Source organism: Nonomuraea rhodomycinica (genome assembly GCF_013363995.1).
Classification (GTDB): domain Bacteria; phylum Actinomycetota; class Actinomycetes; order Streptosporangiales; family Streptosporangiaceae; genus Nonomuraea; species Nonomuraea rhodomycinica.
The window spans coordinates 353,435-368,385 of sequence record NZ_JABWGO010000001.1 but is presented as its reverse complement, the minus strand read 5'-3'; the positions used below and the strand labels follow the sequence as shown (position 1 = coordinate 368,385).

Annotated in this window: 16 protein-coding genes and 1 riboswitch; of the genes, 15 read left to right on the top strand and 1 reads right to left on the bottom strand. The window is 73.6% G+C overall.

Annotated features, from left to right (window positions below; all coding sequences use genetic code 11):
- Window positions 1-338: 338 nt before the first annotated feature.
- From HT134_RS01850 to HT134_RS01835, 4 genes are all read left to right on the top strand, one after another.
- The gene (locus tag HT134_RS01850; RefSeq protein WP_175598495.1) at window positions 339-1,061 is read left to right on the top strand and encodes a gamma-glutamyl-gamma-aminobutyrate hydrolase family protein; all 723 of its coding nucleotides are present in this window, start codon (window positions 339-341) and stop codon (window positions 1,059-1,061) included.
- A gap of 9 nt (window positions 1,062-1,070) precedes the next feature.
- Entirely contained in the window at window positions 1,071-2,003 is a 933-nt protein-coding gene (locus HT134_RS01845) for an alpha/beta hydrolase (protein WP_175598494.1), read from the top strand.
- Between the two features lie 72 nt (window positions 2,004-2,075).
- A complete protein-coding gene (locus tag HT134_RS01840) occupies window positions 2,076-2,873 on the top strand; it encodes an enoyl-CoA hydratase/isomerase family protein (protein ID WP_175598493.1) in 798 nt (265 codons plus the stop codon).
- 15 nt (window positions 2,874-2,888) lie between these two features.
- Complete coding sequence (locus HT134_RS01835) at window positions 2,889-3,041, top strand: hypothetical protein (RefSeq protein ID WP_175598492.1); 153 nt, start codon at window positions 2,889-2,891, stop codon at window positions 3,039-3,041.
- Window positions 3,042-3,222: 181 nt separating this feature from the next.
- Here HT134_RS01835 and HT134_RS01830 read toward each other — a convergent pair whose 3' ends face one another.
- Window positions 3,223-3,813, bottom strand: coding sequence for a class I SAM-dependent methyltransferase (locus HT134_RS01830; protein WP_175598491.1), 591 nt, complete (start codon window positions 3,811-3,813; stop codon window positions 3,223-3,225).
- Window positions 3,814-3,943: 130 nt separating this feature from the next.
- On the opposite strand from HT134_RS01830, the gene HT134_RS01825 reads away from it, so the two are divergent.
- From HT134_RS01825 to HT134_RS01775, 11 genes are all read left to right on the top strand, one after another.
- Window positions 3,944-5,728: a sensor histidine kinase gene (locus HT134_RS01825; RefSeq protein ID WP_246363511.1), complete on the top strand. Its 1,785-nt coding sequence runs from the start codon at window positions 3,944-3,946 to the stop codon at window positions 5,726-5,728.
- The gene (locus HT134_RS01820) at window positions 5,725-6,432 is read left to right on the top strand and encodes a response regulator (RefSeq protein ID WP_175598490.1); all 708 of its coding nucleotides are present in this window, start codon (window positions 5,725-5,727) and stop codon (window positions 6,430-6,432) included. The genes HT134_RS01825 and HT134_RS01820 overlap by 4 nt, the downstream gene beginning before the upstream one ends.
- Before the next feature lie 64 nt (window positions 6,433-6,496).
- Window positions 6,497-6,913 (top strand): hypothetical protein, encoded by a 417-nt coding sequence (locus HT134_RS01815; RefSeq protein WP_175598489.1) that lies wholly within the window; start codon window positions 6,497-6,499, stop codon window positions 6,911-6,913.
- 10 nt (window positions 6,914-6,923) lie between these two features.
- Window positions 6,924-7,517, top strand: coding sequence for a phosphoribosylanthranilate isomerase (locus tag HT134_RS01810; RefSeq protein WP_175598488.1), 594 nt, complete (start codon window positions 6,924-6,926; stop codon window positions 7,515-7,517).
- Window positions 7,514-8,407, top strand: a complete 894-nt coding sequence (locus HT134_RS47490; protein WP_217707140.1) for a GNAT family N-acetyltransferase — start codon at window positions 7,514-7,516, stop codon at window positions 8,405-8,407. The genes HT134_RS01810 and HT134_RS47490 overlap by 4 nt, the downstream gene beginning before the upstream one ends.
- 43 nt (window positions 8,408-8,450) lie before the next feature.
- The gene (gene clsA, locus HT134_RS01800) at window positions 8,451-9,032 is read left to right on the top strand and encodes a cardiolipin synthase ClsA (protein WP_175598487.1); all 582 of its coding nucleotides are present in this window, start codon (window positions 8,451-8,453) and stop codon (window positions 9,030-9,032) included.
- Window positions 9,033-9,036: 4 nt separating this feature from the next.
- A complete protein-coding gene (locus HT134_RS01795; RefSeq protein WP_175598486.1) occupies window positions 9,037-11,541 on the top strand; it encodes a mannose-1-phosphate guanyltransferase in 2,505 nt (834 codons plus the stop codon).
- A 406-nt stretch (window positions 11,542-11,947) separates the two neighbouring features.
- The gene (locus HT134_RS01790; RefSeq protein ID WP_175590362.1) at window positions 11,948-12,460 is read left to right on the top strand and encodes a double zinc ribbon and FHA domain-containing protein; all 513 of its coding nucleotides are present in this window, start codon (window positions 11,948-11,950) and stop codon (window positions 12,458-12,460) included.
- A gap of 67 nt (window positions 12,461-12,527) precedes the next feature.
- Window positions 12,528-13,193: a transcriptional regulator FtsR gene (ftsR, locus tag HT134_RS01785; protein ID WP_175598485.1), complete on the top strand. Its 666-nt coding sequence runs from the start codon at window positions 12,528-12,530 to the stop codon at window positions 13,191-13,193.
- Window positions 13,194-13,459: 266 nt separating this feature from the next.
- The gene (locus HT134_RS01780; RefSeq protein WP_090771501.1) at window positions 13,460-13,930 is read left to right on the top strand and encodes a bifunctional nuclease family protein; all 471 of its coding nucleotides are present in this window, start codon (window positions 13,460-13,462) and stop codon (window positions 13,928-13,930) included.
- Between the two features lie 148 nt (window positions 13,931-14,078).
- Complete coding sequence (locus HT134_RS01775; RefSeq protein ID WP_175590364.1) at window positions 14,079-14,699, top strand: MerR family transcriptional regulator; 621 nt, start codon at window positions 14,079-14,081, stop codon at window positions 14,697-14,699.
- A gap of 23 nt (window positions 14,700-14,722) precedes the next feature.
- A riboswitch (glycine riboswitch) is annotated at window positions 14,723-14,818 on the top strand.
- The last annotated feature ends 133 nt before the right edge of the window (window positions 14,819-14,951 follow it).

Here is a 14,951-nt window from a genome sequence, read left to right as displayed (position 1 = left end):
CGACCCCGGCGCGGCCGATCGCTCGGAAATCGAGTCTTACACCACCACATGGACGTCACAACCGTTTCGCGCCGATACGGTGCGAACCCGAACTATGCGTGACGGTACTGTTATTCATCGCGGTCAAGAGAGAGCGCATTTCGGTCGCGAAACGTGAATATGCCTTTCATTCGCGTTTTCCGGCTGTTTCGTGATTTGTCGAGAATCGCGGCCGGGGAGTCCGCGGGGGACATCTCGCCGCGGGGGTGCCGTGAGCGAAAGGCCGTGCGCCATGATGGCCTCGCGGCCACCGCACCGCCGGGCGGCCGTCCCGACTCCTGCTCGCACCTGGAGATCGCATGGCCCGACCGCTGATCGGCATCACCGCCTACTTCGAGGCCGCCCGCTGGGGGGACTGGGTGCGGGAGGCGGTCCTGTCGCCCCCCGCCTACGCCAGGGCGGTCGAGCGGGCCGGCGGCGCTCCCGTGCTGCTGCCGCCCCTGTCGCCCGCCACCGCCGCCGACCACGTCCGCGGCCTGCGCGGCCTGGTGCTGGCCGGAGGCGCCGAGGTCGGCGCCGACGCCTACGGCGAGCGGCAGGACGCCCGCCTCCCGGCGCCGCAGGCCCACCGCGACCGCTACGAGCTGGCGCTGGCCCGCGCCGCCGTCCAGGCCGGCCTGCCGATCCTGGCCGTCGCCCGCGGCATGCACGTGCTCAACGTCGCCCAGGGCGGCACCCTCATCCCCTGGCTGCCCGACACGCTCGGCCACGACCGCCACGGCGAGCCGGGCGTCCCCCACACGATCCAGGTCAGCGTGTCGAGCAAGCTCGGCAAGGCCGTGGGGGAGCGCGTCGAGGTGATCGCGCCGCACGTGCAGTCCGTGCGCCGGCTCGGCTCGGGGCTGCTGGCCGTCGCCTGGGCCGAGGACCAGATCGTCGAGGCCGTCGAGCTGCAGGGCCACCGGTTCGCCGTGGGCGTGCAGTGGCATCCCGAACGGCATCCCGAACGGCATCCCGAGCGCCATCCCGAACCCGGCACCGGCGCCGGGCTGTTCGGTGCGCTCGTCGAGGCGGCCCGCTAGGCTCCGAGCATGCCGCTGAACCCTCAGGCGCGCGACTTCCTGGAGCGCTACCGCCCGGACGACGGCGGCGGCCTCGACGCCCTCGACCTCGCCGCCATCCGCGAGGCGCGGGCGGCCGACCCGATGGCCGCGCACCGCGGCCCCCTCACCCGCCTCGCCTCCGTCCGCGACGAGACCGCCGAGGGCGTGCCCATCCGGATCTACCGGGCCGACCGCGGCGACGGGCCGCTGCCGGTGCTCGTGTCCTTCCACGGCGGCGGCTGGGTCTTCGGCGGCGTCAAGCGCGACGACGCCACCGGCCGCGACCTCGCCCTGCGCACCGGAGCCGTGGTCGTCTCCGCCGGCTACCGGCTGGCCCCCGAGCACCCCTTCCCGGCCGCGGCCGACGACGCCTGGACCGTCGTGCGCGACGTCTTCGCCCGGCCCGCGTTCTACCAGTGCGACGGCTCCGTCGCGGTGACCGGCGTCAGCGCCGGCGGCAACCTGGCCGCCGTCGCCGCCTGGCAGGCCCGCGACGCCGGGCTCACGCTCGTCCACCAGGCGCTCGTCACCCCGGTCCTCGACCTGGCCATGGACTCGCCGAGCTACGCGGAGTACGGGCGGGGCTTCGGGCTGGACGCCGCCGAGATGGCGTGGTTCGCCCGGCAGTACGCGCCGGGCGCCGACCCCGCCGACCCGCGCCTGTCGCCGCTGCGGCTCCCGTCGGTCGCCGGCCTGCCGCCCGCCACCGTCGTCACCGCCGAGTACGACGTGCTGCGCGACGAGGCCGAGCGCTACGGCGAGCGCCTGGCCGCGGCGGGGGTGCCCGCCGAGGTGGTCCGCTACGACGGGGCGGTCCACGGCTTCTGCTCCTTCCCCGGCCTGTTCGACCAGGCGGTGCAGGCCCGCGAGCTGGTCGCCCGCCGCCTGCGCGCCGCCTTCGGCCGGCAGGAGGGCTCGTGACCGTCGAGGGCCGTCATGGACGCAGTGAGGTCCCGTGACCGGACGGGGCTGTCTTGAGCGGAGGGAGGCCCCGTGACCGTTCCCGGCTACGAGGCGTACGAGCGGCTGCGCGTCGACATGCCGGCCGACGGCGTGCTGCGCGTCACGATCAGCGAGCCGCGCCGGCTCAACGCCGTCGACACGACCGGCCACCGCGAGCTCGCGGCCATCTGGCGCGACGCCGACCGCGACGACGCCGTCCGCGCCGTCCTCGTCACGGGAGAGGGGGCGGCGTTCTCCGCCGGCGGCGACCTGTCCATGATCGAGGAGATGACGCGCGACCACGCCGTCCGGATGCGGGTGTTCGCCGAGGCCCGCGACATCGTCTACAACGTCGTCAACTGCTCCAAGCCGGTCGTCTCCGCCATCGTGGGCCCCGCGGTGGGGGCCGGGCTCGCCGTGGCGCTGCTCGCCGACGTCTCCGTCGCCGGGCGCACCGCCCGGATCATCGACGGCCACACCCGGCTCGGCGTCGCCGCGGGCGACCACGCCGCGATCGTCTGGCCGCTGCTGTGCGGGCTGGCCAAGGCCAAGTACCACCTGCTGCTGTGCGAGGCCGTCACGGGAGAGCAGGCCGAACGCATGGGCCTGGTCGGCCTGTGCGTCGACGACGACCGGGTGCACGAGACCGCGCTCGACGTCGCCGTCCGGCTGGCCGGCGGGTCCCAGGAGGCGATCAGGCTCACCAAGTACGCCCTGAACAACTGGCTGCGCCTGGCCGGGCCCTCCTTCGACGCCTCGCTGGCGATGGAGTTCCTGGGCTTCACCGGACCCGACGTGGCCGAGGGCGTACGGGCGCTGCGCGAGAAACGGCCGCCGTCCTTCTCCTGATCAGGTGAGGTCCGGATGCTGGTGGGTAGGCGCAGCCTCGTACACGCCGAGGAGGCCGCCGACCTGCCGCAGCGCCGGCGCGAGAAGACAAGGGGTCTGTCCGACGGGGCCGAGAACGCCGCCCCGGAGGACGCCCCGCGGCAGGCGGCCCGCGACCCGGCACGGTGATGCGCACCGGCCACGCGCATGCCGTGACCGGCGGCGGCCGGGGGACGGCCCGCCGCCGGTGGCGTGGGAGGGTTGAGACCGAGCTCTCCCCGCTCCGGACCGCCGGGCGGGCGTCCGCGCTGGGGCGGTGTGCCGCGCTCCCGTGGGGCGACGTTCCGCGTGCTCGTGGGGCGGGGTGGCGTCAGGCGCGGGGGCGGCGGGCGTGGAAGACGAACGCCGGCGGCGCGTTCCGCCACACGGTGCGGCTCGGCACCACCTCCTCGAACCGCTCGGCCAGCAGCGCCCGGAACCGCCGGGCCGAGCCCAGCGGGATCGCGTGCACGTACGAGAACGTCGTGAAGGCGCCGGCCGGGCTCATCGCCGAGACGACCGCCTCCATCAGGCGGTGCTGCAACGCGGCCGGGAACGCCGCCCAGGGCAGGCCGCTCACCACCACGTCCGCCCGGCCCAGCCCCCGATCGGCGAGCAGCCCCGACAGCTCCGCCGCGTCGCCGTGCACCACGTCCACCCGGGGGAAGCGGGCCGCCAGCAGCGCCGCCATGGGCGCGTTCAGCTCCACCGCCAGGTGCCGCCCGCGACCGGCCAGCCGCCGCTGGATCTCCACGGTGAACGGCCCCGTCCCCGGCCCCAGCTCCACCACCACCGGCTCGCCCCGCTCGGGCACCGGAGCGCAGACCGACCGCGCCAGCCGCCACGAGCTGGGAGCGAACGCGCCGACCCTGATCGGGTCGCGCAGGAACTGACCGAAGAACAACGCGCTGTCGTGAGCCATGCCCCGACCGTAGGGGCGCCCGGCGGGCCGGCTGATCCGCCGGACGGACGCGGATCCGGCCACTTGGAGGAGGCCGGGTCCTCCGTCCGGAGGATCGGGACACGGGGTGCGTCCGGATAGTTTGCAGGACATGCGTTGGCGTGGCGTGGCGCTGGATGCGCTGCTGGCGGTCTCGGGGACCGTGTTCGACCTGCTCCTGTCGGGCAAGGCGGGAGGGTTCGGCCTGCTGCCCCCCTCCATGACGGTGCCCATGGCGGTGCTGGTCGGCCTGCCCATGGGGCTCCTGCGGAGCAGACCGATGGGGGCGGCCCTGTCCATGGCGGCGTTGCTCGCCTTCACCGACCAGGTGGGCTCGTACACCTCCAACACGGCGCAGATCCTCCTCTGCGTCGCCGTCGGCAACGCCGCCTTCCGCTGCCGGCCGCGCGCCGCGGCCCTGTCCGTGGGCGCGGCGATCCTCGCCTCCGGGATCAACATGGCCGACCCGGGCATCGCGTTCACCTCCAACTCCTGGATGTACGCGGTGCTCGTGCCCGGCTTCCCCGCCCTGGTCGGCGGCTACCTGCGCAGCCGTACGAGCCGCTTCGAGCCGCACGACCTCACCCCCGACGTGCTGCTCGCCGGCGCCGGGGTGACCATCGGGGTCCTCAGCACGTGGAGCTCCTGGGGACAGGGGAGCCCGCCGGTGTGGGTCGTCGGGCTGCTCGCGGTGTGCGGCGGCCTGTCGCTCGGCGTGGCCCGCCGCCTGCCCGGCATGGTCCTCATCCTGCAGGGCCTGCTGCTCCTGGCCGCCGACCAGTACCTCCAGCAGGCGGTCAACTCCTGTCTCGTCCTCACCATGATCGCGCTCGGCGTGTTCGCGCTGCGGGTCGCGTCCTGGACCTGGACCGCGGTGGCGTACGCGGCCGGGTGCGTGCTCGCCTCCGTCGCCGTGGTCGACTCCCAGACCGAGGTCACCCCGTTCCGCGTCGCCGTCCTCATGCTCTTGGTCGTGGCGCCCATCGCGATCGGCCGCTATCTCGGCGCCAGGCACAGCGCGGCCGCCGCCGAGCGGCTGCGCGCCGAGGAGTCCGCGCGCCTCGCCCTCGCCCAGGTACGCGCCGACCAGCTCGCCGAGCGCGAACGGATCGCCCGCGAGGTGCACGACATCGTCGCCCACCACGTCGGCGCCATGGTGCTGCGGGCCGGCGCCGCCCGCTACGCCGCGCCCCGGGGCCCGGTCGCCGACGCGCTGACCGACATCCGCGACACCGGCCATCAGGTGCTGGAGGACCTGCGCGGGCTGCTCGACGTGCTGCGCGACCCCGGCGCCCGGCCCGGTCTGCTCGCCGACCCCGCCGACGTGATGCGCGAGTCAGCTGAGAGGATGGCCGCCGCCGGCCTCCTCGTGGAGCTTCGCCTGGACCCGGACACCGGCCGGGCGCCGCTGGTGGCCCGCGCCTCCGCCGCCCGCATCGTCCAGGAAGGGCTCACCAACGTGCTCAAACACGCCGGACCCGGCACGGAGGCCGTGGTGGCCGTCACCGCCCGCGGCAAGGGGCTGGCCGTCGAGATCGCCAACGGCCGCCCGCCGGCGCCCGTCGAGCGCCTGCCGTCCTCGGGCAGCGGGCTGCCGGGCATGCGGGAGCGGGTGCGCGCGCTGGGCGGCACGCTGACGGCCGGGCCGCGCGAGGACGGCGGCTGGCTCCTCACCGCCACCCTCCCCGGCGCGCCCGCCGCGTCCGCGCCGCCCTCCTCCGGTGGCCTGTCCACGTTCTTCGGCTGCGAGAGCGCGCCCCAGGAGGCCGCCCGGCCCGGACCCGGCGGCGACCCCGTCGACGGCGGCGGCCCGGTGCGCGACGCGGGCAGGGAGGGCCGGGGCGGCGGCCCGGTGCGCGGCGCGGGCGGGGCCGTGCCCGGCGAGGGGGCCGCGTGATCCGCGTGCTCGTCGCCGACGACCAGGCGCTGGTCCGCGCCGGCGTGCGGATGCTGCTGCAGGCCGCGGGCGACATGGAGGTCGTCGCCGAGGCGCACGACGGGGCCGAGGCGGTCCGCCAGGCCGAGCGCCACGTGCCCGACGTCATCCTCATGGACCTGCGGATGCCCCGCGTGGACGGCCTGGAGGCCATCCGCCGCGTCCTGGCCGCCCGTCCCGCCGCCAGGATCGTCGTGCTGACCACGTTCGCCGAGGACGCCAACGTGCACGCCGCCCTGCGCGCCGGCGCCGTCGGCTTCCTCGTCAAGGACGACGAGCCCGAACGCATGGTGGACGCCGTGCGCAAGGCCGCCGCCGGCGAGCAGCTCCTCGCCCCGTCCGTGCTGCGCCGCGTCGTCGAGGGCTTCCTCGCCGCCGGCGACCGCGCCGCCGCGCCCCCGCCGTCCGGTCTGACCGAACGCGAGCTGGAGGTCCTCGCCCTCGTCGGCACCGGCCTGTCCAACGCCGAGATCGCCGAACGGCTGCACGTCGGCGTGACCACGGTCAAGACCCACGTCGGGGCCGCCATGGACAAGCTCGGGCTGCGCAACCGCATCCAGGCGGCCGTCGTCGCCCACCGGATGGGCCTGGTGGACGCCTCCTTCCGTCCCGTGCGCCCCCCACGTCATCCCGGGGGCGGACCCGCGAATAACCCGGCAGGCTGACGACCGCCCGCGACCCCGGCCGCCAGCATGTGGATCCCTCACATCTCCAGGAAGGACCACATCAATGCAGGAGACCGTGGCCGCGGCCGCGCCCCGCCAGTCCGGGCAGGTGTCCGCCGGGCTGCTGTACGGGCTGCGCATCGTCGTCGTCGCCCAGGCGGCGTCCCTCCTCGTCGCCGCCTCGCTGGCCGGCCAGGCGGTCGGCGCCGGCGAGGCGATGCGCGAGGCCCACGTCATGGCCGGGATGGTCGTCCATCTCGTCGCGCTCGTGCAGGTCGTCCTCGCCGTGCTCGTCTGGCGGCCGGGACGCGGGGCGGGCTGGCCCGCGCTGGCGAGCGTGGCGCTGCTGGTCGTCGGCATGGCCCAGCATGTCACCTGGCTCTGGCTCGGCGCCCACGTGCCGAACGGGGTCGTCCTGTTCGGGCTGATCACGGCCATGCTCGTCTGGACCTGGTCTCCGCGGGCGGGCGTTCGCCGCTAACCTCGACCGTGTGCATGTGAAGATCTGCGGGCTCAGCGAGCCCGGCCACGTGGAGACGGCCGTCGAGGCGGGCGCCGACGCCATCGGGTTCGTGCTGACCCGCAGCCCGCGCCAGGTCACCCCCGAGCGGGCGGCGGAGCTGGCCGCGCTGGTGCCCGGCCATGTGCTCACCGTGGGGGTCTTCCGCGGCGAGGACCCCGCTCAGGTGCGCGCGGCGACCCTCGCCGCCGGCCTGCGGGCCGTGCAGCTGCACGGGCACCACCCGCACGCCGACTTCACGGCGCTGAAGGATCTCGGGCTGAGCCTGGTGCGGGCCGTGGACGCCGAGGCCGACCTGCGGTGCGGCGCCTACGACGAGGACCTGCTCATCGTCGACGCGCCCCGCCCCGGCTCGGGCGAGCCGTGGGACTGGGCGGCCGTGCGCGGCCGCCCCTCGGGCCGCTGGCTGCTGGCGGGCGGCCTCGACCCGGCGAACGTGGCCACCGCGATCGAGGCGGCCCGGCCCTGGGGGGTGGACGTGTCGAGCGGCGTCGAGGTGGCGCCCGGCGTCAAGGACGCGGGCCTGATCCGCGACTTCGTCGCCGCGGCCCGGGGCGCCCGGTGACCACCCACCCCGCCCCCGGCCCGGCCGCGGCCGACGACCCGCGCGCGCCAGGAGCCGGGCGGGACCCGCGCGTCCCCGGCGTCCCGCGAACCGGAGCGGCGGCCCCGGCTGCGGCCACGGCGCCGGACCGTGAGCTGGCGCGGATCCTCGCCTTCACGCACGCGTTCCTGCGCCGCAAGGCCGGCCGGGTGGCAGCCGTGCCCGGCGGCTTCGCCGTGCTGAACGACCGCTACCCCGCCTCCCACGACGACAACCGCCTCGTCGTCCCCGCCCCCGGGCGACCAGGCGACGCCGTCCCGGCGGAGGAGGTGCTGCGGGCCGCCGACGAGGCGCTGGCCGGGCGCCGGCACCGCTACGTGTGCGTGGACGACGACGCCCTCGGCGCCGCGTACGCCCCTGCCTTCGCCGCGGCGGGCTACGACCACGAGACCAACGTCGTCATGGCCTTCCGGGGCGTCCCGCCCGCGGACGCGCCGCGGGCCGAGGAGCTGACGCTGGAGGAGCTGCTGCCCGTCCTGCGCCACGACTGGCGCGAGGCCCTCCCCAACATCCCCGACGACTCCGTCGAGCAGCTCGCGGCCCGCGTGGAGGAACGGCGGCGCGGCGCCGACGTGGTGCGCTTCCGCGGGGTGCGCGCCGGCGGCGGCGAGATCGCGGCCCGCGCCGAGCTGTACGTCCAGGACGGCGTCGCCCAGATCGAGAGCGTCCACACCGGCACCCGCCACCGGGGCCGGGGCCACGCCCGCGCCCTCGTGCGCGCCCTGCTCGCCGAGGCGGCCGGCTGCGAGCCGATCTTCCTGATGGCCGCCGAGGAGGACTGGCCCAAGGACTTCTACGCGCGGCTGGGCTTCACGACGATCGGCCGCACCCACGCCTTCCTGCGCCTCTGAGGGGCCCGCTGCCGAGCGGTTACGACGCAGTAGGGTCTGCACCGTGAGCGAAACTTCCGCCGAGGACCGCATCTGGACGGTCCCCAACCTGCTGAGCTTCCTGCGACTCCTCGGCGTGCCCGTCTTCCTCTGGCTGGTCCTCGGCCCGGAGGCGGACGGGTGGGCCATCGCCGTCCTGGCGGTGGCGGGGTTCACCGACTGGCTCGACGGCAAGATCGCCCGCGCGTTCAACCAGACCAGCAGGCTCGGCCGGATCATCGACCCGGCCGCCGACAAGCTGTACGTGTTCTCGACCATCCTGGCGCTGCTGGTGCGCGGCATCATCCCGTGGTGGCTGGTCGCCCTGATCCTGGCCCGCGAGCTCTTCGTCGCCTGTTTCATCCCCGTACTCCGTAAACACCGTTACCGGGCACTTCAGGTGCATTTCCTGGGCAAGGCCGCCATGTTCAATCTCATGTACGCCTTCCCGCTCCTCTTCCTCGCCTCCCACACGGGGTGGTATGCCGAGATGGCGCGCGTCACGGGATGGGCCTTCGCCGTATGGGGAACAGGTCTGTACTGGTGGGCGGGCGTGTTGTACGTCGTTCAGGTACGCCGGCTCGTGACTGCGACCACAAAGGAGTGATCGGGTGAAGGCGGTCGTCATGGCGGGCGGGGAGGGCACTCGGCTGCGACCGATGACCGCCAACCAGCCCAAGCCGCTGCTTCCGGTGGTCAACCGGCCGATCATGGAGCATGTGCTGCGCCTGCTCAAGCGGCACGGTGTGACCGAGACGGTGGTGACGCTGCAGTTCCTCGCCGCGCTCGTGCGCAATTACTTCGGTGACGGCGACGAACTGGGGATGAGCCTGCAGTACGCCACCGAGGACGTCCCGCTGGGCACCGCGGGCAGCGTCAAGAACGCCGCCGACCGCCTCCGGGACGACCGTTTCCTGGTGATCTCCGGCGACGCCCTCACCGACATTGATTTGTCGGATATGGTGCGTTTTCACCGGGAAAATGGCGCGCTCATTACCATCGGGCTGAAGCGGGTGCCGAATCCGCTGGAGTTCGGGATCGTCATCATCGACGAGGCCGGCCGCGTGCAGCGCTTCCTGGAGAAGCCCACGTGGGGCCAGGTCTTCTCCGACACCGTCAACACCGGCGTGTACGTCATGGAGCCCGAGGTCCTCGACCACGTGGCCTCCGGAGAGCCCGTGGACTGGTCCTCCGACGTCTTCCCCCGCCTGCTGGAGAGCGGCGCCCCCATCTTCGGCTACGTCGCCGACGGCTACTGGGAGGACGTCGGCACCCACGAGAGCTACCTCAAGGCCCAGGCCGACGCCCTGTCCGGCAAGGTCAGGCTGGACATCGGCGGCTTCGAGCTGTCGCCGGGCGTCTGGGTCGCCGAGTCGGCCTCCGTCGACCCCGACGCGGTGCTCAAGGGCCCGCTGCTCATCGGCGACTACGCCAAGGTCGAGGCGGGCGCCGAGCTGCGCGAGTACACCGTCCTCGGCAACAACGCGGTCGTGCGCGAGGGTGCCTTCCTGCACCGGGCCGTCGTCCACGACAACGTCTACCTCGGCCCCGGCGCCCACCTGCGCGGCTGCGTCGTCGGCAAGAACACCGACATCATGGCGGGCGCCCGCATCGAGGAGAACGCCGTCATCGGCGACGAGTGCGTCATCGAGCCGGAGGCGTACGTCTCCAGCGGCGTCAAGGTCTACCCGTTCAAGACCATCGAGGCCGGGGCGGTCGTCAACACCAGCGTCATCTGGGAGTCGCGCGGCCAGCGCAACCTGTTCGGCCCGCGCGGCGTCAGCGGCCTGGTCAACGTCGAGATCACCCCGGAGCTGTGCGTACGGCTGGCCAGCGCGTACGCCACCACCCTGAAGAAGGGCGCGCACGTCATCACCTCGCGCGACTCCTCGCTGGCGGCCAGGGCGCTCAAGCGGGCCGTGATCAGCGCGCTCACCGCCAGCGCCATCAACGTGCTCGACCTGGAGGCCGCCCCGCTGCCGGTGGCCCGTTTCCACACCGCCCGCGACTCGGCCGCCGGCGGCATCGCCCTGCGCACCACCGCCGGCGACCCGCAGAGCGTGGACATCGTCATCATGGACGACCGGGGCGCCGACCTGCCCGCCGGCGCCCAGCGCAAGCTGGAGCGGGTCTTCTCCCGCCAGGAGTTCCGCCGGGCCTTCCCCGGCGAGATCGCCGAGCTGCACTACCCGGCGCGGGTCGTCGAGGATTACACCCACGAGCTGCTGCGCCGCATCGACATGAGCGGCATCTCCGGCATGAAGGTCGTCGTCGACTGCGCGGGCGGCACCTCCTCGCTGGTCCTGCCGACCCTGCTCGGCCGCGTCGGCGTCGAGGTGCTGACGGTCAACGCGCGGCTCGACGACGCCTCGCCGACCGAGACGCTCGCCGAGCGCCGCCGCGACCTGCAACGCCTCTCGGAGCTGGTCAGCTCCTCGCGCGCCGCGTTCGGCGTCCGCTTCGACCCGGTCGGCGAGCGCATCGCGCTGGTGGACGAGATGGGGCAGCTCATCGGCGAGGAGCGCGCCCTGCTCGTGGTGCTCGACCTGGTGGCCGCCGAGCGCCGGGGCGGCCAGGTGGCGCTGCCCGTCACCACCACCCGGGTGGCCGAGCAGGTGTGCCGCTTCCACGGCGTGCAGGTGCAGTGGACCCCGACCGCCCTGGACGCCCTCACCTCGGCCGCCGCCGGCGAGGACATGATCTTCGCGGGCGACGGGCGGGGCGGCTTCGTCGTGCCCGAGTTCAGCCCGGCCATCGACGGCCTGGCGGCGTTCGTGCGGCTGATCGGGCTGGTGGCCCGCACCCGGCTCTCGCTCAGCCAGATCGACGCCCGCATCCCCGAGGCCAAGCTGCTCAAGCGCACGGTGCCGACGCGCTGGGCGGCCAAGGGGGCGGTCATGCGCTCGGTCATCGAGGCCGTGGAGGCGTCCGCCGAGGGCCACCGGATCGACACGACCGACGGGGTGCGGGTCGTCGGCGAGGACGGGAGCTGGGTGCTGATCATCCCCGCCGCCACGGAGCCGGTCACCGACCTGTGGGCCGAGGCCCACGACGTCGACACGGCGCAGGCCCTCGTCGAGCGCTGGGCGCGCATCGTCGAGTCCGGCGCGTCCTGATCGGGCGAGTCCGGCGCGTCCTGACGGGATGAGTCGGGCGCGCCCTGACGGGGTGAGTCCGGCGCGTCCTGGCGGGGCGAGTCCGGTGCGTCCGGACCGGCGCGGAGGGCTCCCGCGCCCCGGCGGGGCTCCTTTTGGGCAGCTCTTGAGAGGAATGTCACCGCGTGTAACGGCCCCAGGGGTTCGCGCGGGGCGCGGCAAGATCGTATTGTGGAAACGCGCGGCGGCATGGACCATCAGGCGCGGGCGGCGGTAACTTTGTCACCGTCCGAACCTGTCGTCCAGCGCCCCGCCTTGACCTTTGCCGTTCAGCAGCGTAAGTTGCGGCATTCGCAAACTTGAAGAGCGAAGCGAGGCGCGCCGAGCACCGTCGCCGCGTCTTCGCGGTAGGAGGCCGAGCCGATCGATGCCGAGCGTCTACTGCACGCAGTGCGGGCACGCCAACCCCGAGGATGCCCGTTTCTGTTCCCGCTGTGGGTCACCGCTGACCAGACCCGAGGTCGCCGGGGACACCACGTCGACGATCTCCGTCGCGGGAATCGAGGCGTACGAGGCTGAGACCGGCGACATGCTGCTCGCCGAGCGGGCGCTGGTCGAACAGCTTCCGCCCGGCACGGCGTTGCTCACCGTGACCAGGGGCCCCAACCAGGGGAGCCGGTTCCGCCTCGACAAGGACCTGACCACCACGGGCCGCCACCCCGAGAGCGACATCTTCCTCGACGACATCACGGTCTCGCGCCGCCACGTCGAGTTCTACCGTCACCGCGGCGGCCAGTTCTCCGTGCGTGACGTGGGCAGCCTCAACGGCACGTACGTCAACAGGGAGCGCATCGAGGAGGTGCCGCTGCACTCCGGCGACGAGGTGCAGATCGGCAAGTTCCGGCTGCTGTTCCTGATGCGGACCGCCGCCGGCGCATGAGCGAGCGCAGCGAGCGACCCGTGGACGCGCCCCAGCGCGCGTCCACGGGGTCGACGGAGGAGGCCGCATGACCGCACAGGCGGCGCGCTCGCACATGAGCATCGGAGAGGTGCTGGCCCTGCTGCGGGTCGAGTTCCCCGACGTCACCATCTCCAAGATCCGCTTCCTGGAGGGCGAGGGGCTCATCGAGCCGGAGCGCAGTCCCTCGGGCTTCCGCAAGTTCACCCACCTGCACGTCGAGCAGCTGCGCTACATCCTCACCGAGCAGCGCGACCACTACCTGCCGCTGCGGGTGATCAAGGACAAGATGGCCGAGGACTTCGGCCGCCCCCGCGCCGTCCCGGACGCCGGCTCGGCCGAGCCGGAGGTCCGGCTCAGCCGCGCCGAGCTGCTGGAGCAGGCCGGGATCGACGACGAGACGCTCACCGAGCTGGAGGACTACGGCCTGCTCGCGGCCCGCGCCCGGCGCTACGACGACAACGCGCTGGCCGTGGCCCGGGCCGTCGGCTCGCTGGCCCGCTTCGGCCTGCACGCCCGCCACCTGCGCGCCGTCAAGGCGGCGGCCGAGCGCGAGTGCGGCCTGGTCGAACAGGCGGTCGCGCCGGTGCTCAAACGCCGGGCCCCGGGCGCGATCGGCGAGGCCGACGAGGCGGCCAGGGAGCTGTCGGCGCTGCTGCTGGACCTGCACGCCGCGCTGCTGCGCGACGGCGTGCGCACCGTCCTGAGAGGCTGACCGCGGCGACCTGAGAGGCTGACCCGCGGCCGCCCCGAAGGGCTGACCCGCGGCGCCCTGCAGGGCCGGCCCGCACCGTCCCGAGGGGCCGATCCGCACCGTCCCGCGGGAACTGATCCGGACCGCCCCCACGGGGGAGCGCTTCCGGCTAGATTCGGGGCCGCACCGGCGGACATACGGCACCCGCCGGGTGTTACGTTGAAATGCATAAGCGAACCAGCAATGAGCTGTGCCGGGTCGCCGGCCAGTCGAATACGGAGCAGCCCGTGTTGCAGATGGAGGTCGTGGGCGTTCGGGTAGAGATGCCCACAAATCAGCCGATCGTCCTGCTCAAGGAGGCACACGGGGAGCGGTTCCTGCCCATCTGGATCGGCATGACCGAGGCCACGGCCATCGCGCTGGCCCAGGCGGAGGAGCCCCCGCCCCGGCCGCTGACGCACGACCTGTTCAGGGACGTGCTGAGCGCTCTCGGTGTCGGCCTGCGCGCCGTCAACATCGTCGCCCTGCGCGACGGGATCTTCTTCGCCGACCTGGTCTTCTCCAACGGCGTGGAGGTCAGCGCCCGGCCGTCCGACTCGATCGCCCTGGCGTTGCGCACGGGGGCGCGCATCTTCGCCAGCGAGGAGGTCGTCCAGGAGGCCGGGGTGATCATCCCCGACGACCAGGAGGACGAGGTGGAGAAGTTCAGGGAGTTCCTTGACACGATCACCCCCGAGGACTTCGGCCGCGCGGGGTAGGTATTTCAGTGCATTTACGCTTCACGACGCGCCGAGCCGGATCGTTGACTGAGCATGGTCACGGTCCTACGGTGCAAGTGAAACCCGTGGCCGCCTTTTTACGAACCCCCAGATCAGGTCACGGGATGAGAGAAAGCCGGAGGTCCGCGTGGCGGTCAGCAGCGGCGAGGGAAAGACGGCCGGCCAGGAAGATTCGGTGCGGCGCGAGAGCGCGCGGCAGCGTGCCGGGGAGCAGGGTCTGCTCTTCGACGAGCGGCCGTCGGCGCTGCCGGGTGACATCGGATACCGCGGCCCGACGGCCTGCGCGGCGGCCGGCATCACCTACAGGCAGCTGGACTACTGGGCGCGCACCGGACTGGTCGAGCCCACGATAAGAGCGGCGCAGGGCTCCGGTTCCCAACGGCTCTACAGCTTCCGCGACATCCTGGTGCTCAAGGTCGTCAAGCGGCTCCTCGACACCGGGGTCTCCCTCCAGCAGATCCGTACGGCCGTGCAGCACCTGCGTGACCGCGGCGTGGCCGACCTCGCCCAGATCACGCTCATGAGCGACGGCGTCAGCGTCTACGAGTGCACCTCGGCCGACGAGGTGATCGACCTGCTCCAGGGTGGGCAGGGCGTCTTCGGCATAGCCCTCGGCCGGGTCTGGCGCGAGGTCGAGGGGTCCCTCGCGGAGCTGCCGGGGGAACGGGCGGCGGTCGCGGACTCCGTCCCGGCCGACCACCCCGCTGACGAGCTGGCCCGGCGGCGGCGCGCGCGCCGCACAGGGTAGTAATCTTAGAGGCGCAAGGCTGACGACCCCGTGCGGGAGAGTCCCCGGGCACCGTCCCAGGGGCGCCGAAGGAGCAACCCTCCCCGGAATCTCTCAGGCACCTGTACCGCTCGGGTGAGGCGACTCTGGAAAGCAGGCGCGTCCGCCAGACGCGCCTCACCGACGGTGCAAGCCCTTCGGGGCGAAGCTCTCAGGTTCGCATGACAGAGGGGGAGACCCGGCACTCGCCCGCGCCCTGGCGCCGGTCTCCAC

Bases quoted from the DNA above. Each gene is read 5' to 3' on its own strand.
- HT134_RS01790 (WP_175590362.1), top strand. From the start codon at position 11,948: ATGCCGAGCGTCTACTGCACGCAGTGCGGGCACGCCAACCCCGAGGAT.
- HT134_RS01825 (WP_246363511.1), top strand. From the start codon at position 3,944: ATGCGTTGGCGTGGCGTGGCGCTGGATGCGCTGCTGGCGGTCTCGGGG.
- HT134_RS01835 (WP_175598492.1), top strand. From the start codon at position 2,889: ATGCTGGTGGGTAGGCGCAGCCTCGTACACGCCGAGGAGGCCGCCGAC.
- HT134_RS01845 (WP_175598494.1), top strand. From the start codon at position 1,071: ATGCCGCTGAACCCTCAGGCGCGCGACTTCCTGGAGCGCTACCGCCCG.
- HT134_RS01815 (WP_175598489.1), top strand. From the start codon at position 6,497: ATGCAGGAGACCGTGGCCGCGGCCGCGCCCCGCCAGTCCGGGCAGGTG.
- HT134_RS01830 (WP_175598491.1), bottom strand. From the start codon at position 3,813: ATGGCTCACGACAGCGCGTTGTTCTTCGGTCAGTTCCTGCGCGACCCG.
- ftsR (WP_175598485.1), top strand. From the start codon at position 12,528: ATGACCGCACAGGCGGCGCGCTCGCACATGAGCATCGGAGAGGTGCTG.
- HT134_RS01850 (WP_175598495.1), top strand. From the start codon at position 339: ATGGCCCGACCGCTGATCGGCATCACCGCCTACTTCGAGGCCGCCCGC.